This is a genomic window from Streptoalloteichus tenebrarius, assembly GCF_024171885.1.
Taxonomy (GTDB): Bacteria; Actinomycetota; Actinomycetes; order Mycobacteriales; family Pseudonocardiaceae; genus Streptoalloteichus; species Streptoalloteichus tenebrarius.
The window spans coordinates 32,569-56,189 of record NZ_JAMTCP010000008.1 but is presented as its reverse complement, the minus strand read 5'-3'; the positions used below and the strand labels follow the sequence as shown (position 1 = coordinate 56,189).

Genomic DNA, 23,621 nt, shown 5'->3' with positions numbered 1-23,621 from the left:
ACCAGCCCCACCAGGGTGAGGAACTCGCACCGGGGGGCATGGGGGCTCGACCCCTCAACATCATGACCGAAGGCCCCGGACGCGGAGCGTCCGGGGCCTTGGCCTTCGGTGGGCGATACTGGGATCGAACCAGTGACCTCTTCGGTGTGAACGAAGCGCTCTCCCGCTGAGCTAATCGCCCGGGTCTTGTGTTGTCGCCGCAGGTGGTCGGGCGCTCTCGCGTCCCGCCGTTCCCCGCCGGCAGGAGAAACATACAGGATCAGTCCCTGAAAGACGAAATCGGGGTGGCCAGCCAGGGCAGGTCGACCCGGAGCAGGCCCGCGACCAGGCCGAACACGTTCAGCAGCCAGAGGGTCCCCATGACGACGACCCCGGTGGCGCCGGTCACGAGGAACCGGGTGAGGACGTGCTGGCGACGCAGCCAGCCCGTCCAGGCGTCGTAGCGGGCGCGCGCGTGGCGGAGGACCCGGGCGGCCCAACGGAACTCGGTGGCCAGGATCGCCAACCCGGCGAAGACGATCAGCCAGCCCGGCCCCGGGTAGGGGATCGCGACGACGCCGACGGCCAGGACGAGCCCGCCGACCACGCCGACGCCCGCGCGGTAGACGAGCCGGAGGGTGGGGTCGCGCCGCAGCCGGTCGCGGAAGCCGAGCTGGTCGGCCACCTCGTCGAGCACGTCGCCCGACCCGTCCGTTTCGTCACGCTCCGTCGCGGTCGGGGGCGGGATCTCCCTCGGGGAATGCCGGACGTCGTCGGGTTGTTGGCCTTGGCGTTCGGGCATGGCGCCCAACCGTCCTCCCGTGCTCGTGGCGGGCGGGTCCGCGGGTCCGGCGTGTGCGGCGACCACCGTCACGCGCGACCGCGCTCACAGCGCCTCCGACTCCCCGTTCCTCCAGCGTACGGTGGTTGTCGCTGCCCGAAGCCGGGTTGTTCGGCCACCCGGCGACCGAGCACGGGGAGACCCGTCCGGGGGTCCACCGCACGGGGATTCCTCGCGCGCAGCGTTCGCGTTCGGATGTGCTCGGGGTCACGCTGGTCTGGTAACGGAATTGACGGCGGACCCTGAACACGCACAGCAGCGCACTCGTCGCCCAGCGGAATAACGCTGACCCGTATGGGTGATCTATGCGTCGCAAGCGAGCGTTGAGCGCCACATCCGCGTCACAACTGTGGAGCTCGGTCGTTTCCTGGCCGGGAAGGAGCAGGAAAGGCGATCACAATGCGCAACGAACACGTGACACTCCGCTCTGCGGCGGTTTTCGACCTACTGGCGCCCCGGACCCCCGCAGTTCCGGTCCAGGTGGAGCTCCGCTACGACACCCGCGACCCGTACGCCGTCGTCGCGGCCTTCCGCACCGGCCGCGCCGGGTGGGTGGAGTGGGTGTTCGCCCGCGACCTGCTGGCCGACGGCCTCATCGCCGAGGCCGGCCAGGGCGACGTCCGGATCCGTCCCGCGGTGGACGACCCCGAGGTCGTGGTGATCGAACTCAGCTCGCCGTCCGGTCACGCGGTCTTCGAGGCCTCGGCCCAGGAGCTCGCGGAGTTCCTCGACCGCACCTATGACGTCGTCGTGCCGGGCAACGAGAACCTCTGGGTGGACATCGACGAGGCCCTCACCCACCTGCTCTCCAACGACCTGACCTGAGGAAACGCCCGGCCCCGGCGCTGCGAGGGGACCCCGATTTGATCCCGGCTCGCAGCGTCGGCTAAAGTTTCGCTCGCAGCACGGCGAACGGGCCGGGAAGCGAAGCGGAAGTCGGGAGAACCTCCCGGCGACCAGGAGCGGAACGGTCGGCCAGCCGGAGCGTGCGGACGTAGCGCAGTTGGTAGCGCATCACCTTGCCAAGGTGAGGGTCGCGGGTTCGAGTCCCGTCGTCCGCTCTGAGCGGCCCACTCTACCGGGCCGGTCTCCTCGGGGAGACCCGGGGAAACGGCGGAGTGGCCGAGTGGCTTAGGCAAGGGCCTGCAAAGCCCTGTACGCGGGTTCGATTCCCGCCTCCGCCTCGGGCGATTAGCTCAGTGGGAGAGCGCTACCTTGACACGGTAGAGGTCACTGGTTCAATCCCAGTATCGCCCACCACCCACCCCAGGGCCCCGGACGCAGCGCGTCCGGGGCCCTTGGTCATGTCCTGGGTCGGGTCGACGGCCGCCGCGCCCGGTCTCTTTCCCCACGCGAGTTCTCCACCATTTCCCAGGCGGACGCGTCGCGTTTTCACCACCACGCTTCGCGATTCTCTCATTACTGTCCGTACAACCCTCACCGGGCGGCGGGCGATCGCGTTCCCGACATTTCCTCGAACCTTTCGGACCTCTTTTTTGTGAGAGCTGTGACAGAGGGCGGGACGGCGGGGTGACGGCCGCACCCCTCCGGCCCGCCCACCCGGCGGAACGTGTCGGGCGTCACACCCGTGGGACCATGAGGCGACGCGAGCCAGTCGACCGACGGGGACGTGATGGGCGACACGCAGCGGACGAACTCGCGCCCGCCTCGGGACCTCCGGGCGCTGCCGAAGGCGCACCTCCACCTGCACCTCGCGGGCTCGCTGCGCCCGGCGACCCTCCGTGAGCTGGCGGAACGGCACGGACTGCCCGATCCCCGCCTGCCCAGCGACCCCGAGATCCAGGGCTGGGCGCGCTTCCAGGAGCTGTACGACGCGGCCAGGGCCGTCCTCCGCACGGCGGAGGACCTCCGCAGGGTCGTGGTGGAGGCCGCGGCGGCCGACGCCGAGGACGGGTGCGGGTGGCTGGAGATCCAGGTCGACCCGACGGCGTACGCGCCCCTGCTGGGCGGGACCCGGGCCGTGCTGGAGGCCGTGCTCGCGGGCGCGGCCGAGGCGCCCGTGCCGACCGGGGTGATCGTCTCGTCGAGCTGGGCACGCCCCGCCGCGCACGCGGAGCGGTTGGCGGCGCTGGCCGCCGAGTACGCGGGCGCGGGCGTGGTGGGTTTCGGGCTGTCCAACGACGAGCGGCTGGGACGCCCCTCGGACTTCGCGCGCGCCTTCCGGATCGCCGCCGAGGCCGGCCTGCTCGGCACGCCGCACTCCGGGTTCTTCACCGGTCCCGCGCACGTGCGCGAGTGCGTGGAGGTGCTCGGCGCGGCCCGCGTCGGGCACGGCACGTCCGCGGCGTCGGATCCCGCCACGCTCGCCCTGCTCGCCGAGCGGCGGGTCGCGTTGGAGGTGTGCCCGACCTCCTACCCGCCCTTCGGGGTGCACGAGCTGGCGGACGTCCCGGTCGCGACCCTGCTCGACGCCGGTGTGCCCGTGGCGCTGGCCGCCGACGACCCGTTGCTGTTCGGCGTCGGGCTGCTCGGCCAGTACGAGATCTGCCGGACGGCGTTGGGCCTGTCGGACCAGCGACTCGCCGCCGTGGCCGGGGACGGCATCCGCTCGTCCTCGGCTCCCGAGCCGCTCAGGGTCGCGATGCTGTCCACAGTGGACGCATGGCTCGCGGGGCGGGGGCCGGACCTCGACGCCGGGTGAGCTTTGTTACATCCCGCCGGCTCCCTAGTGGTCTGAACCACTGCCCGTCGGCGCGGCCTGACGGGGGAACGCGGGCGCGCCAGGGCTGGTCACGCCCTCGCGCGCATGACGGAGGTCACTGCCGAGGGCGGCCTCGACAGTCCACCGTGGACTCCGTTTCGACCATTGACGCGGACCGGGGACGTGAGTTGAATCCCAGCCCGCGTGTCCGGTGCCCGGCCGGAGGGTCCGACGCCCCCTGTTCCCGGTCCACCGACACCGGGGCCGCGCGGTGTTCACTCCCCCGAATCCAGGACGCCGCGGCGCACGAGGAGGTACGTGGATGGCGGCGGGTAGACGGGCGCACGCGGTTGTCGCGGCGCTGGCGACGGCGAGCGTGTTGACGGCGTGCGGCGGCGGCGGCGTTGAGGCGGGCAGCGGCGGCAAGCCGAAGCTGTACTTCCTGCCCGGAGTGAAGGACGAGCCCTTCTACGTGACGATGGAGTGCGGGGCGAAGGAGGAGGCCGCCGCGCTCGGGTACGAGTTCGTGGCCAAGGCCCCCGCGAAGTTCGACGCCGACCTCCAGTCCCCCCTCGTCGAGGACGCCAGGAAGGACAAGGCGGCGGCGGTGGTCATCGCGCCGACCGACGAGCGCAAGCTCATCGCGCCGCTGAAGGACCTCGACCGCAACGGGACGAAGGTCGTGGAGGTGGACACCGCCGTGATCGCCAGCGGGGTGTCGGCGTCCCGGGTCGCCTCGGACAACGCGCAGGGCGGGCGCAAGGCCGCCGAGACGCTGATCCAGCTCGTCGGCGGCAGGGGGAAGGTCCTGGTGCTCGACACCACCCTGGACACCTCCAGCACCAACGCCAGGGAGAAGGGCTTCGCCGAGGTCGCCTCCGCCAACTCGAAGATCAACTACCTCGGGAAGAAGTACACCGACAACGACCCGGCCAAGGCCGCGCGGATCGTGACGCAGGCGCTGACCGAGACCCCCGACCTCGCCGGGATCTTCACGACGAACCTCAACACCACGGAGGGCGCCGCGGCGGCGCTGCGGGCGGCGAACAAGGTGGGCCAGGTCAAGCTGGTCGGCTTCGACGCCAGCCCGCAGCAGGTGGAGGACCTGCGCGCCGGCGTCGTGCAGGCGCTCATCGCCCAGGACCCGGCCGGCATCGGACGTCAGGGCGTGCAGCAGGTGGTCGCCGCCGTCGAGAAGAAGCCGACCAAGGGCGAGATCAAGGTCGACGTGGTACCGATCACCCGGGACACCATGGACCAGAACAGCAAGTACTTCTACCGCAAGAGCTGCTGATCACGGCTCCCGCCGCGAGGAGGGGGCGGTCGACGTCACACGTCGGCCGCCCCCTCCCGCGCGTCCGCCTCGGGGCCGGGGGCCGAGGGCGTGCCTATGCTGGGTGGCGTCACCGGATCGCCAGGACAGCGACGGCCACGAGGCCGCCGGATTCCCGTCCAGCACGGGGAGTTCCGGTCCGCGCGCGGCGAGGATCTGCCGGTGGCCCACGTGTCGGACGACGCGTGGTGGTCCGTGGCCGGCGGAACGGGCCGAGGGCCGCGGGGGCCGACAGGTGTGTCACCCCGCGCCGGCCGCGGACGTGCTCAGGCACGCGTGAGGAAGGACAGGCCATGGCCCCACTGCCCGACGCCCCCGCCGGCGTCACACCGGAGGACGAGACCACGACGCTGGAGCCGAAACCCTCCTCGGCGTCCCGCACGACGCTGTCACACATCGTGTCGCCGCAGGACGCCAACCTGTACGGCACCGGGCACGGCGGGGTCGTGATGAAGCTGGTCGACGACGCCGCGGCGGCCGTGGCCGGCCGGCACAGCGGCGGTCCGGCGGTCACCGCCGCCGTCGACGAGCTGACCTTCCTGGTCCCGGCGCGGGTCGGTGACCTGTTGCACGCCCACGCGCAGGTCAACTGGACGGGCCGCACCTCGATGGAGATCGGCGTGCGGGTGCTGGCCGAGCGGTGGAACGAGTCCACGCCGGCCCACCACGTCGCCAGCGCCTACCTCACGTTCGTGGCGATCGACCCGGAGGGCCGGCCCCGGCCCGTTCCCCCGGTCCGCCCGGAGACCGCCGAGGACCACCGCCGGTTCCGGGAGGCGGAGATCCGGCGCACGCACCGGCTGGCCCGGCGTCGTGCCATCCAGCTCTCCCGCGCCGACCACGAGGCGGCGGAGGCCGCCGGTTGAGCGCCCGCCCGGCGCGTCGGCCCGGCCCCGGCGGTCCGTCCCCCGGCGGTCCGACCCAGGGCGGCCGACGCGCCGAAGGGCGTGGCGGCTGGAATCGGCGCGCCGGCGTGCGACGGACAACAACCGCGCCGTTCGACACCCGGGCGGTACAATGCGATTTGGCCCACAGCGCCCCGAAGTCCACGAAGTCGGCGCCGCAAAACGGGACCGCCCCGTCGGCCAACGGAAGGAGAAGGCGGGTAATGGGAAAGAAGGAAGGGTCCGTCGAGGTCGAGGGACGGGTGATCGAGGCGCTGCCCAACGCCATGTTCCGGGTGGAGCTCCAGAACGGGCACACCGTCCTCGCGCACATCAGCGGAAAGATGCGCAAGAACTACATCCGGATCCTGTTGGAGGACCGGGTCGTCGTCGAGCTGTCGCCCTACGACCTGAGCCGCGGCCGCATCGTCTACCGCTACAAGTGACGGGGCGCTCCCCCGCCCCAGCTTGTGACCGCCCCACGCCGTGACCGCCCGACCCCTCCGGTCGCCCGCCTCTCCCGTCCCGGTGGCACACACCGACCCGTCGCCCGCCCGGGTCGGCCGGGACGCCCCACGAGCACGGCGGCTCCGGAGAGACGGCGACCGCCGAGCGGCACGGGTGTGAGCACAACGCCGGGTGTGGGCACGGCGGGGCTTCGCCGGTCGAGAACCTGACCGAGAGCGGGACGCGGGGCGGCGGGCGCGCCTCACGCGCCGGCCAGCACCACCGTGAACTCGCCCCGCACGCCCTCCGCCGCCCACGCCGCGAGTTCGGGCAGCGTCCCCCTCCGCACGTCCTCGTACCGCTTCTTCGTCAGGTCCTTGCAGACCACGGCTTTGCGGTCGGGGCCGAGCACCTCGGCCGCGTCCGCGAGGCTCTCGGCGAGACGGTGCGGCGACTCGAAGAACACGCACGTCCTGGTCTCCCCCGCCAAGGCGGCGAACCACCGCCGGCGCGGCCCCGCCTTGCGGGGCGGGAACCCGTCGAAGCAGAACCGCCTGCCGGGGAAGCCGGCCACCGCCAACGCGGTGAGCACGGCCGACGGGCCGGGCAGGCAGGTCACGGGGAGGTCCTCGGCCACGCAGGCGGCCACCAGCCGGTAGCCGGGGTCGGAGACGCTGGGCATGCCCGCGTCGGTCACCAGCAACACGGTCGCGCCCGACCGCATGGCGGCGACCAGGCCGGGCACCCGCGCCGCCTCGACGGCGTCGTAGAAGCTGACCACGCGCCCGGTGGGCGTCACGCCGAGGACGCCGGTCAGGGTGCGCAGGTGCCGGGTGTCCTCCGCCGCGACGACGTCGGCGGTGGCCAGCATCTCGACCAGCCGGGGCGAGGCGTCCCGGAAGTCACCGAGGGGCGTGGCGGCCAGGACCAACCGGCCGGAGTCGACGGGGGAACCCACGCCAGGAGTCTAGTGCGGCGGCGAGGGGACACCGACGCGACGACGGGGCCACGCGCACCACGCGCGGCGTTTCCTCACGCGTTCTTCCGCACGAAATAGACCAGTTCGTTCCTGAATTCGAGCTGCTCGACGTCGTGCGGCCGGTTCTCCAGCCAGGCGTCGAAATTCGCCGAGTAGGTGTTGAACATCCCCTTGGAACGCTGGCCGAGGGACTTCGTCGGGAAACTCACCACGACCAGCGGCGAGCGGATCGCGTCGATGAGGTCCCAGCCCTGCCCCCTCCCCTGCGCCTCGATGCAGGGCACGGTCTTGAGCAGCAGCGTCACGTCGGTCTCGACCTCGCCGACCCCGGTCATCAGGTCGCGCACCCGGACGTCGTGCGCGACCCCGAGCGTCTCCAGGGCGGCGTCGAGGAACTCCATGAGCCGGGTGTCGATGTCGGACGCGTGGTAGGTGAACGCGTCCGAGCCGGGCATCCACGGCGCGGCGAGCGGGTTCATCCCGCAGGCCAGGTCACGCACGCTGGCCGGGTCGGCGCACCGGGCGAAGACCTCGCGGTAGAACTCGTCGAGGATGGGCAGCCGCTCGCGGGTGGAGGCGTGCGTGGACATGGCGCGGTGCAGGGTGGCCCGCACGGCCTCGTCGTCGCCGGCGTCGACCGCCCCCCTGAGCTGGCGGAGGAGGGCGTCGTACTTGGGCGGGCTGGGCAGGTAGGCGCCGAAGATCTCGTGCAGCCCGCGCTTGGTGCGCTTGACCGCCTCCGCGAGGTCGCCGCGGCTGGCCACCAGGGCGCTCGTGGCCAGCCGGCGCACGGTTTCGGGCGCGACGCTCTGGTAGCGCCTGCTGGACCGGACCGCGTCGACGACCTCCGCCAGCCTCGGGTCCTCGGGATCGCCGGGTCCGGGAGCCGGGTGCGGCATCACAGGGTCCTCTCCGCTCGCTGACGCCCGCCGCGACCTGTTCGGGCGCGGCGCGGGCCGGGCGCCCGCCGCCCGCTCCACTGCCCGTCCAGCCTAGCGAGGCTCGCCCGCTCCCTCGGACGTCCCCGCGTGGTCGGCGTCCGCCACGGCGACGGCCCGCCGGGCGGCGCGTTGCGCCCGCGCCTGCTCGGGGTCGAGGCGCGGCACGGCGGCCAGCAGGGCCCGCGTGTACGGGTGCTCGGGGTTCTCGTAGAGCGTGTCGGAGTCGGCGATCTCCACGACCTGCCCGGCCCGCATCACCGCGACCCGGTCGCTGACCTGGCGGACCAGGGCGAGGTCGTGGGCCACGAACACCAGCGTCAGGTCGAACTCCCGCTTGAGGTCGGCCAGCAGCCGCACCACGCGGCTCTGGGTGGAGACGTCCAACGCGGACACCGGTTCGTCGCAGACCAGGAGTCGGGGCCGCAGCACGAGCGCGCGGGCGATGCCGACGCGTTGCCGTTGCCCGCCGGAGAACTCGTGCGGGTAGCGGTCCCGCCGCGCCGGGTCGAGGCCGACCCGTTCCATCATCTCCGCGACGACGCGGCGGATCTCGGACTCGTCGGCGCCGTGGATCCGGAGCGGGTCGGCGATGCTGTCCCCCACGGTGCGGCGCGGGTTGAGCGAGGACGCCGGGTCCTGGAACACCATCTGGAGGTCGCGCCGCAGCGGGCGCAGGCGCTTCTCCGGCAACGACGCCAGGTCGTGCCCGTCGAAGTGGATCGTGCCCGAGGTGGGGTCGAGCAGCCGGACCATCATGCGCGCGAGCGTCGTCTTGCCCGAGCCGCTCTCGCCGACGATCCCCAGCGTCTCCCCGCGCAGGACGCCGAGGCTCACTCCGTCGACCGCGCGCACCGGCTCGCCGCGGCGGAACAACCCGCCGCGCTGGCGGAAGTGCCGGCGCAGCTCGGTGATCCGCACCAGGGGCTCGGCATTCTTGTCCACTGTAGACGAAGGAGTGACGCCCTTAGTGTCCACAATGGACCGACGGGGCGTCTCGATCCTGGGGACCGCCGCGACCAGCTCCCTGGTGTAGGGCTCGGTCGGGGCGGAGAGCACCCGGCCGACCGGGCCGCGCTCGACCGCCACCCCCGCGTGCATCACCAGGACGTCGTCGACGTTGCCGGCCGCCACGCCGAGGTCGTGGGTGACCAGCAGCAGGGCCATCCCGGACTCCTCGCGCAGCTCGTGCAGCAGGTCGAGGATCTGGGCCTGCACGGTCACGTCGAGCGCGGTGGTCGGCTCGTCGGCCACGAGCACGTCCGGCTCGCAGGCGAGGGCCATCGCGATCATCGCGCGCTGCCGCATCCCGCCGGAGAACTCGTGGGGATGGGACCGGGCCCGCCGCGCCGCCGAGGGGATGCCGACCCGGTCGAGCACGGTGACGGCCCTGGCCCACGCGGCGCGCCGGTCCATCCCGGTGTGCACCCGGCAGACCTCGGCGATCTGGTCGCCCACCGAGTAGTAGGGGTCGAGCGCGGACAGCGGGTCCTGGAAGATCATGGCGATCCGCCGGCCGCGCAGCCGCCGGACCTCCTCGGCGCTCGCCGCGCCCAGGTCGACGCCGGCCACCTCGACCCGGCCGCTCACCCTGGCCGAGGAGCCGCGGTGCAGCCCGAGCAACGCCAGGGCGGTGGCGCTCTTGCCGGAGCCGGACTCCCCGACCAGGCCGAGCGCGGCTCCGGGGCTCAGCGTGAACGACAGGCCGTCGACGGCCACGACCTCCCCGGTCTCCCCGGGGAAGGCGATGCGCAGGTCCTCGACGGCGACGACGGGCCGCCGCGCCTCCTCGGCCGCGACGGGCGCGAGCAGCGGTTGGGACGCGCTCATGTCAGGCTCACCCTCCGGTCCAACACGGCGTACAGCAGGTCCGCGACCACGTTGCCGATCACGATGGCGAAGCCGGCGAGCAGCATCAGGCCCACGACGACCGGCAGGTCGAGCGTGTTGACCGACTGCACCAGGAGCTGGCCGAGACCGGGCAGGCCGAACAGCGTCTCGGTGAGCGCGGCGCTGGTCAGAACCGCGCCGACGTCGATGGCCAGCATGGTCGCCAGCGGGGTCAGCGCGCCGCGCAGCGCGTGCCGCCCGACCACCCGGCTCTCCCGCAGGCCGTAGGCGCGGGCCGTCCTGATGTGGTCCTCGGCCAGCGTCTCCAGCATGGAGGTCCTGGTCAGCCGGGCGTACGTCGCGGCCTGCACCAGCGCGAGGGCGAACCAGGGAAGGACGAGGTTGGCCGCCCAGGCGGCCGGGTCGCTGCCCAGGGGCACGTAGCTGGGGAACGGCAGCCAGCGCAGCCAGACGCAGAACACCATGAGCAGCAGGAGCCCGGAGACGAACACCGGCACGGACATGCCGCCCAGCACCAGGGCCGTGGTGGCCCTGTCGACGAACCTCCCCCGGCGCAACGCCGAGAGCACGCCGCCACCGACGCCGATGGTCAGCCACAGCACCATCGCGCCGAGGGTCAGCGACAGCGACACCGGCAGGCGGTCGGTGATGAGCGCGAGCACCGGCTCGTCGGTCTGGAACGAGAACCCGAGGCAGGGCGCGGGGCAGTGGAGCACGGTCGGGCCGGCGCTGACGTCCCGCCCGACCACCAGGCCGGTGACGAACTGCCAGTACTGCATGGCGACCGGCTGGTCGAGGCCGAGTTTCTGCCGCACGAGCGCCAGCCGGTCGGCGGAGCAGGTCTTGACGCCGCAGACCAACTGGGCGGGGTCGCCCGGCAGCAGGTAGAAGATCGCGAAGACCGCGACCGAGAGCACGAACAACACGACGACGGCGCCGACGACGCGACGCACCAGGTAGGACAGCACGTCTCACTCCGCCCTGCGCGCGAGGCCGCCCGCGCGCGGGTCCAGCGCGGTCCGCAGCCCGTCGGCGAGCAGGCTGAACGACAACACGGTGAGGAACAACAGGATCGCGGGCACGAGCACGTAGACCGGGTCGCCGCGGAACCAGGTGGTGGCCTTGGACAGCATCTGCCCCCACGACGGCGTCGGCGGCCGCACGCCGACCCCGAGGAAGGACAGGCCGGCTTCGGCGATCATGTTGGAGGGCAACAGGATCGCCGCGTACGACAGGACCGGGGCGACCACGCCGGGCAGGATCTCCCGGAACGCGACCCTGGCCGGGCGGGCGCCGGCCAGCCGGGCGGCGGCCACGTGGTCCCTGGACCGCAGGCTCAGGACCTGGGCCCGCACGATCCTGGCGGTGCCGCCCCAGCCGAACAGGCCCAGGATCAGCATGAGCAGCAGCGGCCGGGGGAACGAGTCGGGCACGACGGCCAGCAGCGCCACCGAGAAGATCAGCGAGGGGAAGGCGATCACCAGGTCGATGACCCTGCCGAGGAGGTGGTCGAGCCAGCGCCCGCCCAGCCCGGCCGCGAGGCCGAGCGCCACGCCCAGCCCCACCTGCACGACGGCCGCGCCGACCGCGACCGCCAGCGAGATCTGGGCGCCGTGCACGGTCCGCGCGAACAGGTCGCGCCCGGTCTGCGGCTCCACGCCAAGCCAGTGCTCGGCGCTGACGCCGCCGAACGACCCGAGCGGCACGCCGCCGCGCGCGGAGTCCACCAGCTCGGGGTGGAAGGTGACCGGGTCCTGGCCCTCCAGCGCGCTCAGCAGCGGGGCGGTCAGCGCGACGAGCACCGCCAGGCCGGCGAACGCCAGGCCGAACACCGCGGGGCGGTCCGCCAGCAGGCGGCGCCACACCACGCGCGCCGACCGCGCCGGCGGTGGCCCGTCCTCCGTCGTCCCCGCCCGTGTCGTCGTCTCCACCGGCACGCTCACCGCGATCGCCTCCTCCCCTCGACCGGTCGCCCGACCCCGGTGACCGGGGTCGGGCGGCCGGAGCGCCTCACTTGACCGACAGCGCCGACAGGTCGTACTTGCCGGTCCAGTCGCTGACGAACGCGTTCTTCACGTTCTTGCCGAACAGCGCGGCGTCCTTGCCGTGGAACAGGGGCACCACCAACGCCTTCCTGCCGAGCTTCTCGTCCAGCTCGCCCCACCGCTTCGCGGCCTGCTTCGGGTCGGTGATCCGGGTGATCTCGTCGATCTCGGCGTTCACCTCGGGGTCGTCGTGGTGGGCGAGGTTGAAGTTCCCGCCGCTGGCGAGGATCTGCCTGCCGTCGAACACCGGGATGAGGAACGGCCCGCCCGACGGCCAGTCCGCGCCCCAGCCGGACAACGCGATCTGGGGCTGGGTGGCGGGGTTGGCGATGGTGGTGGAGTAGGAGCTGGCGTCGATGCCCTGGAGCTTCACGGTGATCCCCGCGCGCTTGTAGGCGTCCTGGATCGCCGAGGCGACCTCCGGCCCGTCGCCCTCGCCGCTCTGCGTGGAGTGGGCGAGGGTCACCTCAATGCCGTTCGGGTAGCCGGCCTCGGCCAGGAGCTGCCTGGCCTTCTCCGGGTCGCCGGTCTCGCCGGCCGGGTAGAAGTCGTACTTCTTGAAGCCCATCGCCTCCTGCTCCGGCAGGAAGGTGGTGGCCGGGTAGGCCAACGAGCTACCGCCGGCGGCGTTGATCACGGCTTGGCGGTTGACCGCGTACGTGAACGCCTGCCGCACCTTGGGGTTGTCGAACGGGGCCTTGGTGGTGTCGTAGGACAGGTACCAGGTGTAGGGGAAGTTGCCCCTGGCCACCCGCCTGGCCAGCTCGGGGTCGCTGTCGAGCCGGGCCAGCTCGTCAGGGCCGAGCTGGGCGGTGGTGGTCACCGCGTTGGCGTCGGCGCCGCTGCCGCTGGCGATGCGCTGGTTGATGACGGCCGGGTTCAGGCCGTAGTGGATCTCCACCCGGTCCGGGCAGGCCAGCCGGTTCGGGTCGAGCGACCGGGACCAGTGCTCGTTGCGGGCGAGCACGAGCTCCTTGTTCTTCTCGAACCTCTCGATCCGGTACGGCCCGCTGGAGACCGGCTTGTTCTCGTAGTTGGTCCCGGTGTCCCTGGCCTTGGGCACCGGGGAGAACTGGGTCGCGGTCGCCAGGTACGGGAAGTCGCCCTGCGGCTTGCGCAGCCGGAACACGATGGTCTTCTCGTCGGGCGTCTCGATCGCCGCGATGCCCTCGGGCTGGGCGTAGACGCCCTTGTAGTCGGCGGCGCCGACGAGCCAGTCCCGCAGGTAGGGCGCGCCGCCCGGCAGCTCGGGCGAGAAGCTGCGCTCGATGCCGTACTTGACGTCCTGCGCGGTGATCGGCGTGCCGTCGTCGAACTTCAGCCCGTCGCGGAGGTGGTAGGTCCAGGTCTTCGCGTCGTCGCTGGGCTCGCCGGTGTTCGTGGCGAGGTCGGGCGCGACCTTGGTGCCCTCCTGCCCGCCGGCCCTGGTCCTGGTGGTCAGCGTCCTGAACAGCAGCGAGGGGATGTTGCCGCCGCCGGAGGTGTAGAGCCGGGCCGGGTCGAGGTGGGACTCGTCGCGCTGGTTGAGCACGGTCAGGGTCCCGCCCTGGCAGGTGGCGGGGTCGAAGGCGCCGGCGGCCGAGGTGGCGCCGCCCCCGCAGGCGACGCTCACCGAGCCGGCGACCGCGGCCACGGCGAACAGGACGATCTTTCTTCGCACGACGAACGCTCCTGGGGTGGGCTCCCGGCCCGCGACGCGGACGGCCCGCCGCGCGGACGCCGACAGCGGTCGACGCCGCGCGTGTCACGGCGCGCCGGGACGCCTCACGGCGACGCGGCGCGGGCGACGCGAACGGGATGGGAAGGAGAAAGAGGGAGGAGGAGAGGGTGTGTCCGCGCGGTCAGCGACAGTGGACGTCGCTGACGCTCAGCGTGTGCACGCCGAGCAGCACGAGCTCGAAGTCGGGCATCGAGAGCCGACCGAGGGACACCATGCCCCGAACCCTAATCGCCGTGATCACCCTTTCGGGTGAGCGTCTCACTTCGTGAGAAGTCGATCTCCACTTCCGAACCCCGCGCCGCGGGAGGGCACCGCGGCGCGGGGTTCGCTGGCGTCGAACACGCTGGTCAGGCAGGGTCAGGAGAAGTCGGCCACATGGTCCCTCGCCCACTGGGCGAAGTCGCGCGGCGGACGGCCGAGGACCTCCTCGACGGTCGGCGTCACCCGGTCCGGGGTGTGCACGGCGTCTCCCCAGTACCCGAGGAGCATGTCCACGATCTCGTCGCCCAGGTACGGGCCCACCAGCTCCCGGTACCGCTCCGGCGTGATCTCCTCGAACCGCACGGGCCGGCCGATCGCCTCCCCGATCGCCCGCGCCTGCTCGACCCGGGAGATCGCCTCCGACCCGGTCAGCAGGTACCGCCCGCCCGCGTGGCCGTCCCGCAGCAACGCCGTGGTGGCGACCTCGGCGATGTCGGCCTCGTGGATCAGGGCCTGCCGGGCGGCGGCGTGCGGCGCGCGCACCACGCCCTCGGCGCGGATGGACGGCGCCCACTCCAGGACGTTGCCGGCGAAGCCGGCCGGCCGCACGAACGTCCACTCCACACCGGCGTCCTCGACCGCCCGCTCGACGGCGAGATGCCCCTCCCCCGCCGACCAGTTGGTCCTCCGCCGGTCGACCGTGGAGGACGAGGAGAGCACCACGATGCGGCGGACCCCCGCCCCGACCGCGAGCTCCACGACCTCCCGCGCCGTCTCGGGCACGGGGAAGAGGTACATCCGGTCCACGCCGGCGAGCGCGTCCGACACCGTTCCCGGGCTCCGCAGGTCGCCCCTCGCCACCTCGACCCCGGACGGCAGCCCCGCCGCGGCCGGGTCCCTGGTCAGCGCCCGCACCCGCTGGCCTTCCGCCAGGAGCTGGTTGACCACGTGCCTGCCGACGCTGCCCGTCGCACCGGTGACCAGGATCGTCATGGTTCCTCCGCACTCGTTCGTGTCCGCTCGACGATGTCGCCCTCCCGCACGCGACCCATGCCGGAACAACGCCTTTTCGGCGCTTTTCCGATGCGGGAGAACGACCGCGGCGACGCTACCCACATGAACCGGGCACGCGCACACAAGAATTCACCTTCGATAATTCCTGACGCCGTGGGTTGACACGCACCCCACCGGCCTGATCTTCATAACCCCTGCTCACGGCGCGATAATGCGCTGAAAGGATGCCGTCCGAACGGCGTAACCAGGAGGTGCCGGAGACGCGAGGACCCGCGCTCGACCACGATGAAGAGAGCCCAGCAGGACGCCCCGCCCCGCTTTCCCAGAATGGGCGGAGAGAGCGGAAAACAAATCGAGGGGCCGTCACGTTCCGGGTCGTCGACGGGTGTGGGAGTCGCTTCCCCGGTTCCCCGCGCGCGGGACGAGGCTGAACCGCACCGCGAGCAGGTTGGTGGGCCGGCCGGGAGTCGCGGTCAGGACCTCGATCTCGCAGACGGGACGCGCCACCGCGTCGTCCGGTAACCGCCACACCCGGACCCGCCACCGTTCACCGGGCGGCCGGCCGACCCGCCCGAACCACTCGTCCGCGACCACCTTGGTGTAGTCGGGCGCCGGGTCGTAGCCGACCCGGCGCCCGAGGTGGAAACCCGCGTCGTTCACCCGCTGCGCGTACTGCGCATAGAACGCGCCCCGCACCTGCCGGAGGTACTCGACGCGGTGCCAGTCGTCCCAGTCCATCTCCGCCACCGCCTCCACCGGCGTCCGGACTCGGCGGGGACCGGGTCGACGGGCGGGATCAGCGCGCCGCCGCCGTCCCCGCGTGCGCCGGGCCCCGGGACTTCCGGAGTATCGCCTCGGTCATCGCCTCGCGCCCCGGGAGGTTGAACGGCCTGCCCAGCGAGCGCATCAGTGAGTTCTCGGTCGGCCGGTAGACGCCCCGCCGGTGGTAGTGCGCGCCCTCGTAGGCCCCGACGACGCTCCCGTCGGGCGAGGGGGTGCCGATCCAGCGGTGCCACTTCAGCCGACGCGCCCGCAGGGACGTCGCGTCGTGCACCGAGACGTTGGGCGCGTCCGGCTCCGGCCCGGTGTAGAGGTCGTCGGGGTAGTCGTACTCGTCGGCCAGCCCGCCCAGGGAGTGCCCAAGCTCGTGCGGCACGATCTGCCCCGCCTGCTCGTTGCCGCCCGAGGAGGTGGCGAGCCGCCCGCCGGCCCCGCCGTACTTCGTCGAGTTGCCCAGCGCGACGACGTGGTCCACCTCGGGCGCGGCCGAGGCGTACCACTCGGCCTTGCCCTCGTCCACGCAGAGCAGGCGCTCCATGCCCTCGCACCAGAACCCCATGTCCATGGCGGTGTCCCTGGCCACGCCCGGCGTGGGGTCATTGTCCACACCGGACTGTCGCGAGAGGACGTTGACCTGCCAGACGTTGACGTGGTCCCGCAACGTCCTGAACGGCTCGACCTCCGTGAGCTGACGCCACCGCTCGACCACGTGCCGGTGGTAGAGCGGGAGGTCGGCCTCGGTGTAGCCGTCGCCGACGAACACCAGGTCCAACCGTTCGGCGGACGGGCCGGTGTGCTGGATCGGCACCACCTCGACGCGCGGGACGCCGAGCTGTCTCATGGTCCGCGGCCGTTTCGGCACCCGCACCCGACTGATCGTCCCGTCGGGCGAGAACACCTCCCTGACCTCGTGCCCGAGCGGCGCTGGGCTGGGCGCGGGCGGTGGGGCCGCATGGCCCGCCGGCGCCATGAGCGACAGCGCGCCCACGACCGACACCGCCGCCGCGAGAATCCGTAATCGAACCGAGCCACCGACCATGCGCGGTCTCCCCTCACGCGTTGCTCCACGGGCGCCCCTGCCGCGACGGTGTCCCCGAGCGGCGTCGCCGCCGGTCGGGGACACCCGGCGCCCGCGTCCGAACCTGCCGCACCACGCCTCGCCGGCCACTCGGCCGAACGGGTCAACAGCGGGGCCACCCGCCTCCGCCGCGCCGGCTGGCAGCGACCGCGCCGTGCTCGGGCCGACGGGAGCGGGGGTGCGGCGGGCCGGCCGTGGACGGGTCAGCGCGCGGTGGTGGTCACCGACGAGATCGCCTTGTCCAGCACGGGCAGGTAGCCCTTGGCGTGCCCGTCGACGTTCGGGTGGTACGACTCGTTGATCGGCCAGCTCAGGCCGTTGACCCACGGGGTCCGCGAACACACGCCGTGCCCGGCGAACCGCTGGCGCACGTCCACGAAGGTGAAGCCCGCGGCCTTCGCCCGCGCCGAAATCACCTGCGCCAGCAGGTCGGCCGCCTCGTTCAGCCGGACCCGCTTCGGCTCGCTGAGCGCCCCGAAGACCGGGCACGACCCGAGTTCGAACAGCCGCGGGTACCCGAGCACGAACACCTTCGCCTTGGGCGCGCCCCGCCGGATGGCCTGGTAGGTGCTGTCGAGCCGGGCGGGCAACGTGCTCCGGGCGTAGGCCTCGGCCTCGTCGACCGCCTGGTCGCACGCCTCGTCCGTGCCGAGCTGGCAGGTGGTCACCCGGTCCCCGAAGCCGGCGTCGTTGCCCCCGACCGACACCGAGACCAGGTCCGTGCCCGAACTCAACGCGCCGAGCTGGTTCGCCTTCACGTCGTCCGTGGTCGCCCCCGCGCAGGCGGCGAAGCGGAACGTCGTGGGGGCGCGGCTCGCGCTCCACAACGCGGGATACGCCTTCGGGCCACGGAGGCAGTCGCCGCTCCCGCTGTCGTAGTCGCGCGTGCCGAGGCCGGACGAGTAGGAGTCGCCGAGGGCGACGTAGTCCACCGAGGCGCTGGCCAGCGCGGGTGACGCGCCCAGGACGGCCGCGGCCCCGGTGACGAGGCTGAGCAGGGTGGTGGTCAGGACACGGAGGACGGGACGGATCGGTCGCATGGCAACCTCCGAGCAGGGGTGTGATCAGCCTCATAGCTACCACGCCCCGTGTCCAACCGGAAGCGCGAGGTAACCGGCCTAGTCGAACACCAGGCAGACGGGTGAGCCCGCCGTCAGGACGGCGTCCGTCCGCAGCAACGCGCCGCTGTCCCGGTCGACGCGGAAGCAGGTGACCGTGTCGGAGCGCTCGTTCGCCGCGTACAGGTGGGTGCCCGCCGGGCTCAGGGCGATGTGCCGGGGCCAGGCGCCGCCGGTGGGGACGACGCCCACCAGTCGCAGCCGGCGCCCCCGCTCCTCGACCGCGAACACCGCGACGCTGTCGTGTCCGCGGTTGGAGGCGTAGCAGAACCTCCCGTCGGCGGACACGACGATCTCCGCCGGGTAGCTCCTCCCCGCCCACCCCGGCGGCAACGTCGACACGACCTGCCCCGGGCGCAGCTCGCCCCGCTCGGCGTCCCACGAGCACGCGGTGACCGTGGAGTCCAGCTCGCCGAGCACGTAGGCGGAGCGGCCGTCGGGGTGGAACGCCAGGTGACGCGGCCCCGATCCCGGCGCCAGCGCCACCACCTCGTGCTGCCGCAGCCGTCCCGCGCGCTCGTCGAAGGCCGAGACGACGACACCGTCGATCCCGAGGTCGACCGCGAGCACCCACCGCCCCGTCGGGTCGGCCAGGACCTGGTGCGCGTGCGGCCCCTCCTGCCGGTCAGGGTCTGGCCCGGAACCCGTGTGCCGGACCAGGTCCGACGGCTCGGCCAGCCCGCCGTCGGGCCGGACCGGGTGCACGACCACGCTGCCCGTCGAGTAGTTCGCCGTGAACACGTGGCCGCCACCGGGGTGCGCGCTCAGGTGGCAGGGGTGGCCGCCGAGGCTGGGCTGGTGGTTCACCACGGCCGGCCGCCCGCCGTCCAGCCGCACCGCACCCACCGTGCCCTCCGCCTCCTCGTTGACGACGTAGAGGACGTCGCCGGCGGGGGCGAGCGCGAGGAACGAGGGGTTCGGCCCGACGTCGAGGAGACCGTGGTCGGACAGCCGGCCGCCGGCCTGGTCGACGGCGAGCAGCGACAGGCCGCCGCCCCGGGAGTCCCCCGACGTGTAGGAGCCGAGGTAGGCACGCGTCATGATCGTCATTCTGCCCAGCTCCCCGCCCGTTGTCCCCCGGCCGGCGGGACGGGCCGGCTGGGCCGGACGGGTGAGCGGCGGCGGCCCCTACCCGCCCCCGGCGGGCCCGTTGTCCTCTGTGGACGGACGCCCGCCCCGCCACGGGTCGGCGGAGAGGAGCCGCGCGCGCTCCTCGGCCACGTCGAAGTCCGGTTCAGGGAACCTCGGCGCCATCCGCTCCAGCGTCGCCAGCAGCAGCCGGGCGACGACCCAGTCGCGGTACCACTTCCGGTCGGAGGGCACCACGTACCAGGGCGCGGCGGGGGTCGAGCACCGGAGCAGGACGTCGGCGTAGGCCCGCTGGTAGTCGTCCCACCGCGCGCGAACCGCGAGGTCGTCCGGGTGGTACTTCCACCGCTTGGTCGGGCGGTCCAACCGGGCCAGCAGCCGCTCCCGCTGCTCCTCCGGCGACACGTGCAGGAAGCACTTGACGAGCGTGACCCCCTGGTCGGCCAGCTCGGACTCGAAGTCGTTGATCTCGTCGAACCGGGCGCGCCAGACGTGCTCGGGCACCAGGCCCTCGACCCGGGCCACCAGCACGTCCTCGTAGTGCGACCGGTCGAACACGCCGATCCGGCCCGGCGGGGGCAGCTCCCGCCGGATCCGCCACAGGAAGTGGTGGCCCAGCTCCTCCTCGGTGGGCCTGCCGAACGACGCGATGCGCAGCCCCAGCGGGTTGAGCAGGCCGGCGACGTGCCGCACGGTCCCGCCCTTGCCGGCGGTGTCCATGCCCTGCAACACCAGCAGCAGGCTCCGGCGGCCTCCCCGCACGCCCTCCGCGTACAGCGCCTCCTGGAGCCGGCCCAACCGGCGCGCGACCGCCGACCGACACCCCCGCGCCGCCGCCTTGGACCGGGGACCCACCGGCGTCGCGCGGGGGTCCCACGCGGCCGGGTCCGCCGTGTCCGGGCTCACGCGCAGGACGTGGAGCACCTGGGCGGAGGAGGCGCCACTGCCCATTCGCGCGAGGGTAGCCGCATGCGGTCAAACCCGCCGCTCCCACAACGGATCACGCTCGAACGAGCGAACTACGCAACGATCAGCGGGCACAAGCAACGCCTGACGGATGATTCCGCCAGCGGGCCGCCCTTAGCCTTGCCGCATGACCGTGACCGACGACCGTCCCGCCCCCGGCGCGCCCTCGACGGCCGCCGACTACGTCGCGCTCGACGAGCAGTGGAGCACGCACAACTACCACCCGTTGCCCGTCGTCATCGCGCACGCCGAGGGCGCATGGGTGACCGACGTCGCCGGGCGCCGGTACCTCGACTTCCTGTCCGGATACTCCGCGCTCAACTTCGGGCACCGGCACCCGGAGCTGGTCGCCGCCGCCGTCGAGCAGCTCGGCCGCGTGACGCTGACCAGCAGGGCCTTCCACCACGACCAGCTCGGCCTGTTCTGCCGCGAGCTGGCCGAGCTGACCGGCACCGAGATGGTGCTGCCGATGAACTCCGGGGCCGAGGCCGTGGAGTCGGCGATCAAGGTGGCCCGCAAGTGGGCCTACCGGGTCAAGGGCGTTCCCGAGGACGCCGCCCAGATCGTGGTCGCCGGCTCGAACTTCCACGGGCGCACCACGACGATCGTGTCCTTCTCTACGGACAGCACGGCGCGCGCCGACTTCGGCCCGTTCACGCCGGGCTTCACCGTCGTCAAGTACGGCGACGTGCAGGCGCTGGAGGCGGCGATCACCGAGCACACCGCCGCCGTGCTCGTGGAGCCGATCCAGGGCGAGGCCGGCGTCGTGGTCCCGCCGCTGGGCTACCTCAGGGCGGTGCGCCGGGTCTGCGACGACAACAACGTCCTGCTGATCGCCGACGAGATCCAGTCGGGCCTGGCCCGCACCGGCGACCTGCTGGCGCTGGACCACGAGGGCGTCCGGGCCGACCTGTACACCCTGGGCAAGGCCCTGGGCGGCGGGATCATGCCGGTGTCGGCCGTCGTGGGCCGGGGCGACGTGCTCGGCGTGCTGCGGCCCGGCGAGCACGGCTCCACCTTCGGGGGCAACCCGCTGGCCTGCGCGGTCGGGCGGGCCGTGGTGCGGCTGCTCGCCACCGGCGAGTTCCAGGAGCGGTCCAGGGAGCTGGGCGCGCACCTGCACTCCCGGCTGGGCGAGCTGGTCGGCGACGGCGTGGCCGAGGTGCGGGGCCGGGGGCTGTGGGCCGGCGTGGAGATCGCGCCGGGTGGGCCGAGCGGCCGGGCGGCCTCGGAGGCGCTGGCCGAGCGGGGCGTGCTGTGCAAGGAGACGCACGAGACCACGCTGCGGGTCGCGCCGCCGCTGGTGATCACCAGGGAGGAGCTGGACCGGGGCGTCGACGCGATCGCCGAGGTCCTCCGCGCCTGAGGCGTTCCGCGCGTCCCCGACGGCAGCGGTGTTCGCGGTGTTCGCGGTGTTGTCGGTGTTCGCGTCGTCCTCCTGGCGCTCACGCGGGCAGCGGGGCGTTCGGGAGTTCTGACGCCACCGATGCGACCGTGGGAGGGCGGGGCCTGCCCGGGTGGGCGCCCCGCCCCGACGGTCGGCGGCGCCGGGGCCGGCGCTCACATCCGCATGCCGGCCATCTCCGTGCACGACTCGGCGCAGCGGTGGCAGGTCTCGGCGCACGCCCGCGTCACCTCGTCGTCGAAGCGCGAACACGCGTCCGCGCAGGCCCGGCAGACCTCGGCGCAGATCATGCAGACGGTGCTGGCCATGGGGGACTGCCGCATCATCATGTCCGCGGCGAGCCGGCAGACGTCGGCGCAGTCCATCAGGGTGGACATGACACCGCGCTCGACCATCACCCCGCCCTGCCGGAGCGCGTGGTCGATGGTGTGCTCGCACGTCCGGTGGCACTCGTCGCACGTGTCGACGCACCGACGCGTCTGGTCGGAGATCGCACCCGTCATCCGCGTCATCACGACCTCCTCGGTCGGATCGGGTCCCGGCGTCGTCTCCCAGTCGACGCCGTCGCCCGGACGAATGCCACCCCGTGCAGTCCGAACGGGTGACGTCGCGGAAGATGGTCACCGTGCGCAGGGGGGACGGCGGAGCGCGCCGTGAGCTGCTCGGGGGCTGGCGGAACCCGGGGGCGGTGTACGACCGGGGCAGGGCGCTGCGGCAGGTCGCGCCGCACGCGGACCACGACCACCCCCCGGTCGGGACGGACCGGCCGTCGGTGCTCGACCACGTCGCGGCGAGCAACGCGGGGCGGCTCGCCCACCTCGTCCCCCTGCGGACCGGCCGCATGATCGCCTCGCCCTTCGCCTTCTACCGGGGCACCGCGGGGCTGATGGCGGCCGACCTGGCCGGCCGCCCGGTGAGCGGGCTGTCCGCGCAGATCTGCGGGGACGCGCACGCGGCGAACTTCGGGCTCTACGGCGCCGCCGACGGCACGATCGTCATGGACGTCAACGACTTCGACGAGACCCTGGTCGGGCCGTGGGAGTGGGACCTCAAGCGGCTGGCCGCGAGCCTGGTGCTCGCCGGCAGGGTGGGCGGGGTGTCCGAGCGGGGGTGCCGGGACGCCGCCGAGGACGCGGTCCGCTCCTACCGGCTCGTCGTCGCCCACCTCGCGCGGCGGCCGTTCCTGGAGTCGTGGAACGCCCTGCCCGACGAGCGGGTCATCAGCAGGGCGCGGGCCGACGCGTTGCTGGACGACTTCGCGCGGGCCTCGGCCAAGGCGCGCAGGAACACCAGCGCGAAGGTCGCCGCCAGGTGGACGCGGCAGGTCGACCACGCCACGTGGCGGTTCGTCGAGAACCCGCCCGTGCTCACGCACGTCGACGCGGCCACGGCCGAGGCGGTCGCCGAGGGGCTGGTCGCCTACGTCGACACGCTCCGCGAGTCGCGACGCAACCTGATCACCCGCTACACGTTGTCGGACGTGGCGTTCCGGGTGGTCGGCACGGGCAGCGTCGGACTGCGGTGCTACGTGGCACTGTTGCACGGCAACGGCGACGAGGCGTTGGTGTTGCAGGTCAAGGAGTCCCGCCCGTCCTCGCTCGCGCCGCACCTCGGCGCGCCGCCGGTGGAGCACGAGGGGCGGCGGATCGTCGAGGGCGCGCGGCTGGCGCAGGCCGAGACCGACATCCTGCTGGGCTGGACCACGATCGACGGGCGGCCGTTCATCGTGCGGCAGTTCCGGAACATGAAGGGCGACATCGACCCGACCCGGCTGCGCAGGGACCACCTCGACGACTACGGCCGGCTCGCCGGCGCGCTGCTGGCCCGCGCGCACGCCCGGTCGATCGACCCGCGCCTGCTCGCCGGCTACTGCGGAGAGCAGGAGGACCGCACGACGCTGGACGAGGCGGTCGCCCGGTTCGCCGTCCGGTACGCGGACCAGACCGAGCGGGACCACGCGGAGCTGGTCCGCGCGGTGCGGGACGGGCGGCTGCCCGCCCTCGCCGAGGACTGAGGCGCCGACTACTCCTGTCCACTGTGGACGGTCTCGGCGCCCTCCTCCTCGCGGGGCTCGCGCCGGCGGCGCAGGGCGGCCCTGCGCTGCCGGTGGTGGCTGCGCATCAACTCGGCCAACGCGCGCAGGATCGCGGGGCGCTGCGCGGGCGAGGTCCGCCGCAGGGCGACGACCATGGCGACCACGACGGTGATCCCCCGGACACAGGACAGACTGAGCGCGACGACGAGCGCGGTCCAGGAAACGGCGGAGACCAGGCCCACGGGAGACCTCCTCG

The 23,621-nt window shown here is 73.1% G+C and carries 21 protein-coding genes, 4 tRNA genes and 1 pseudogene; 10 read left to right on the top strand and 16 right to left on the bottom strand.

The genetic code is table 11. The features are described 5' to 3' along the window. Positions 1 to 109 precede the first annotated feature (109 nt). Together LX15_RS10235 and LX15_RS10230 are read right to left on the bottom strand one after the other, a co-directional pair. A tRNA-Val gene (locus LX15_RS10235) sits at positions 110 to 181 on the bottom strand. A gap of 78 nt (positions 182 to 259) precedes the next feature. Next, entirely contained in the window at positions 260 to 781 is a 522-nt protein-coding gene (locus LX15_RS10230; protein ID WP_253669287.1) for a TIGR02611 family protein, read from the bottom strand. A gap of 438 nt (positions 782 to 1,219) precedes the next feature. Here LX15_RS10230 and LX15_RS10225 point away from each other — a divergent pair, with 438 nt between their 5' ends. From LX15_RS10225 to infA, 8 genes are all read left to right on the top strand, one after another. Then, positions 1,220 to 1,645: an SsgA family sporulation/cell division regulator gene (locus tag LX15_RS10225; RefSeq protein WP_073485779.1), complete on the top strand. Its 426-nt coding sequence runs from the start codon at positions 1,220 to 1,222 to the stop codon at positions 1,643 to 1,645. A gap of 163 nt (positions 1,646 to 1,808) precedes the next feature. Next, positions 1,809 to 1,881, top strand: a tRNA-Gly gene (locus tag LX15_RS10220). 51 nt (positions 1,882 to 1,932) lie between these two features. Next, positions 1,933 to 2,004, top strand: a tRNA-Cys gene (locus LX15_RS10215). 1 nt (position 2,005) lies between these two features. Then, positions 2,006 to 2,080 (top strand) — tRNA-Val (locus LX15_RS10210). 373 nt (positions 2,081 to 2,453) lie between these two features. After that, complete coding sequence (gene add / locus LX15_RS10205; RefSeq protein WP_253669286.1) at positions 2,454 to 3,482, top strand: adenosine deaminase; 1,029 nt, start codon at positions 2,454 to 2,456, stop codon at positions 3,480 to 3,482. A gap of 322 nt (positions 3,483 to 3,804) precedes the next feature. Beyond that, positions 3,805 to 4,776, top strand: a complete 972-nt coding sequence (locus LX15_RS10200) for an ABC transporter substrate-binding protein (protein WP_253669285.1) — start codon at positions 3,805 to 3,807, stop codon at positions 4,774 to 4,776. 332 nt (positions 4,777 to 5,108) lie between these two features. Beyond that, positions 5,109 to 5,681 (top strand): acyl-CoA thioesterase, encoded by a 573-nt coding sequence (locus LX15_RS32380; RefSeq protein WP_301304345.1) that lies wholly within the window; start codon positions 5,109 to 5,111, stop codon positions 5,679 to 5,681. Positions 5,682 to 5,923: 242 nt separating this feature from the next. Then, entirely contained in the window at positions 5,924 to 6,145 is a 222-nt protein-coding gene (gene infA / locus LX15_RS10185; RefSeq protein WP_253669284.1) for a translation initiation factor IF-1, read from the top strand. A gap of 266 nt (positions 6,146 to 6,411) precedes the next feature. On the opposite strand, the pseudogene rsmI reads toward infA, so the two are convergent. The 12 genes and pseudogenes from rsmI to LX15_RS10125 all read right to left on the bottom strand — a co-directional run. Further along, positions 6,412 to 7,104 (bottom strand): annotated as a pseudogene (rsmI, locus tag LX15_RS10180) (16S rRNA (cytidine(1402)-2'-O)-methyltransferase); the annotation flags it as partial. A gap of 74 nt (positions 7,105 to 7,178) precedes the next feature. Further along, positions 7,179 to 8,024, bottom strand: a complete 846-nt coding sequence (locus LX15_RS10175; RefSeq protein ID WP_253669283.1) for an Rmt family 16S rRNA (guanine(1405)-N(7))-methyltransferase — start codon at positions 8,022 to 8,024, stop codon at positions 7,179 to 7,181. A gap of 93 nt (positions 8,025 to 8,117) precedes the next feature. Further along, the gene (locus LX15_RS10170) at positions 8,118 to 9,893 is read right to left on the bottom strand and encodes an ABC transporter ATP-binding protein (RefSeq protein ID WP_253669282.1); all 1,776 of its coding nucleotides are present in this window, start codon (positions 9,891 to 9,893) and stop codon (positions 8,118 to 8,120) included. Beyond that, positions 9,890 to 10,882, bottom strand: coding sequence for an ABC transporter permease (locus LX15_RS10165; RefSeq protein WP_253669281.1), 993 nt, complete (start codon positions 10,880 to 10,882; stop codon positions 9,890 to 9,892). The genes LX15_RS10170 and LX15_RS10165 overlap by 4 nt, the downstream gene beginning before the upstream one ends. Positions 10,883 to 10,885: 3 nt before the next feature. Further along, positions 10,886 to 11,857: an ABC transporter permease gene (locus LX15_RS33065; RefSeq protein WP_253669280.1), complete on the bottom strand. Its 972-nt coding sequence runs from the start codon at positions 11,855 to 11,857 to the stop codon at positions 10,886 to 10,888. A 67-nt stretch (positions 11,858 to 11,924) separates the two neighbouring features. Beyond that, positions 11,925 to 13,619, bottom strand: a complete 1,695-nt coding sequence (locus LX15_RS10155; RefSeq protein WP_253669279.1) for an ABC transporter substrate-binding protein — start codon at positions 13,617 to 13,619, stop codon at positions 11,925 to 11,927. 417 nt (positions 13,620 to 14,036) lie between these two features. Beyond that, complete coding sequence (locus tag LX15_RS10150; protein ID WP_253669278.1) at positions 14,037 to 14,873, bottom strand: NmrA family NAD(P)-binding protein; 837 nt, start codon at positions 14,871 to 14,873, stop codon at positions 14,037 to 14,039. A gap of 384 nt (positions 14,874 to 15,257) precedes the next feature. Beyond that, complete coding sequence (locus LX15_RS10145) at positions 15,258 to 15,641, bottom strand: hypothetical protein (RefSeq protein WP_253669277.1); 384 nt, start codon at positions 15,639 to 15,641, stop codon at positions 15,258 to 15,260. 49 nt (positions 15,642 to 15,690) lie between these two features. After that, positions 15,691 to 16,713 (bottom strand): M64 family metallopeptidase, encoded by a 1,023-nt coding sequence (locus tag LX15_RS10140; protein ID WP_253669276.1) that lies wholly within the window; start codon positions 16,711 to 16,713, stop codon positions 15,691 to 15,693. Between the two features lie 242 nt (positions 16,714 to 16,955). Beyond that, a complete protein-coding gene (locus LX15_RS10135; protein ID WP_253669275.1) occupies positions 16,956 to 17,792 on the bottom strand; it encodes an SGNH/GDSL hydrolase family protein in 837 nt (278 codons plus the stop codon). A 78-nt stretch (positions 17,793 to 17,870) separates the two neighbouring features. Further along, positions 17,871 to 18,911 (bottom strand): lactonase family protein, encoded by a 1,041-nt coding sequence (locus LX15_RS10130; protein WP_253669274.1) that lies wholly within the window; start codon positions 18,909 to 18,911, stop codon positions 17,871 to 17,873. A gap of 87 nt (positions 18,912 to 18,998) precedes the next feature. After that, positions 18,999 to 19,910, bottom strand: a complete 912-nt coding sequence (locus tag LX15_RS10125) for a PPK2 family polyphosphate kinase (protein ID WP_253669273.1) — start codon at positions 19,908 to 19,910, stop codon at positions 18,999 to 19,001. 142 nt (positions 19,911 to 20,052) lie between these two features. Between LX15_RS10125 and rocD the strand changes: the two genes are divergently transcribed. Next, positions 20,053 to 21,291 carry an ornithine--oxo-acid transaminase gene (rocD, locus tag LX15_RS10120; RefSeq protein WP_253669272.1) on the top strand — a complete coding sequence of 413 codons (1,239 nt, stop codon included), beginning with the start codon at positions 20,053 to 20,055 and terminating at the stop codon, positions 21,289 to 21,291. Positions 21,292 to 21,485: 194 nt separating this feature from the next. Here the strand turns inward: rocD and LX15_RS10115 are convergent, their stop codons facing one another. Continuing rightward, positions 21,486 to 21,842, bottom strand: coding sequence for a four-helix bundle copper-binding protein (locus LX15_RS10115; protein ID WP_253669271.1), 357 nt, complete (start codon positions 21,840 to 21,842; stop codon positions 21,486 to 21,488). Positions 21,843 to 21,946: 104 nt separating this feature from the next. Here LX15_RS10115 and LX15_RS10110 point away from each other — a divergent pair, with 104 nt between their 5' ends. Continuing rightward, the gene (locus LX15_RS10110) at positions 21,947 to 23,344 is read left to right on the top strand and encodes a DUF2252 domain-containing protein (protein WP_301304361.1); all 1,398 of its coding nucleotides are present in this window, start codon (positions 21,947 to 21,949) and stop codon (positions 23,342 to 23,344) included. A gap of 8 nt (positions 23,345 to 23,352) precedes the next feature. Here LX15_RS10110 and LX15_RS10105 read toward each other — a convergent pair whose 3' ends face one another. Continuing rightward, positions 23,353 to 23,607, bottom strand: coding sequence for a hypothetical protein (locus LX15_RS10105; RefSeq protein ID WP_253669269.1), 255 nt, complete (start codon positions 23,605 to 23,607; stop codon positions 23,353 to 23,355). Positions 23,608 to 23,621: the final 14 nt, after the last annotated feature.

What these genes read in the sequence shown, in the direction of transcription:
- LX15_RS10230 (WP_253669287.1), bottom strand. Translation starts at nt 781, where the DNA reads ATGCCCGAACGCCAAGGCCAACAACCCGACGACGTCCGGCATTCCCCG.
- LX15_RS10225 (WP_073485779.1), top strand. Translation starts at nt 1,220, where the DNA reads ATGCGCAACGAACACGTGACACTCCGCTCTGCGGCGGTTTTCGACCTA.
- add (WP_253669286.1), top strand. Translation starts at nt 2,454, where the DNA reads ATGGGCGACACGCAGCGGACGAACTCGCGCCCGCCTCGGGACCTCCGG.
- LX15_RS10200 (WP_253669285.1), top strand. Translation starts at nt 3,805, where the DNA reads ATGGCGGCGGGTAGACGGGCGCACGCGGTTGTCGCGGCGCTGGCGACG.
- LX15_RS32380 (WP_301304345.1), top strand. Translation starts at nt 5,109, where the DNA reads ATGGCCCCACTGCCCGACGCCCCCGCCGGCGTCACACCGGAGGACGAG.
- infA (WP_253669284.1), top strand. Translation starts at nt 5,924, where the DNA reads ATGGGAAAGAAGGAAGGGTCCGTCGAGGTCGAGGGACGGGTGATCGAG.
- LX15_RS10175 (WP_253669283.1), bottom strand. Translation starts at nt 8,024, where the DNA reads ATGCCGCACCCGGCTCCCGGACCCGGCGATCCCGAGGACCCGAGGCTG.
- LX15_RS10170 (WP_253669282.1), bottom strand. Translation starts at nt 9,893, where the DNA reads ATGAGCGCGTCCCAACCGCTGCTCGCGCCCGTCGCGGCCGAGGAGGCG.
- LX15_RS10150 (WP_253669278.1), bottom strand. Translation starts at nt 14,873, where the DNA reads ATGACGATCCTGGTCACCGGTGCGACGGGCAGCGTCGGCAGGCACGTG.
- LX15_RS10140 (WP_253669276.1), bottom strand. Translation starts at nt 16,713, where the DNA reads ATGGTCGGTGGCTCGGTTCGATTACGGATTCTCGCGGCGGCGGTGTCG.
- LX15_RS10135 (WP_253669275.1), bottom strand. Translation starts at nt 17,792, where the DNA reads ATGCGACCGATCCGTCCCGTCCTCCGTGTCCTGACCACCACCCTGCTC.
- LX15_RS10130 (WP_253669274.1), bottom strand. Translation starts at nt 18,911, where the DNA reads ATGACGCGTGCCTACCTCGGCTCCTACACGTCGGGGGACTCCCGGGGC.
- LX15_RS10125 (WP_253669273.1), bottom strand. Translation starts at nt 19,910, where the DNA reads ATGGGCAGTGGCGCCTCCTCCGCCCAGGTGCTCCACGTCCTGCGCGTG.
- rocD (WP_253669272.1), top strand. Translation starts at nt 20,053, where the DNA reads ATGACCGTGACCGACGACCGTCCCGCCCCCGGCGCGCCCTCGACGGCC.
- LX15_RS10115 (WP_253669271.1), bottom strand. Translation starts at nt 21,842, where the DNA reads ATGACGCGGATGACGGGTGCGATCTCCGACCAGACGCGTCGGTGCGTC.
- LX15_RS10110 (WP_301304361.1), top strand. Translation starts at nt 21,947, where the DNA reads ATGGTCACCGTGCGCAGGGGGGACGGCGGAGCGCGCCGTGAGCTGCTC.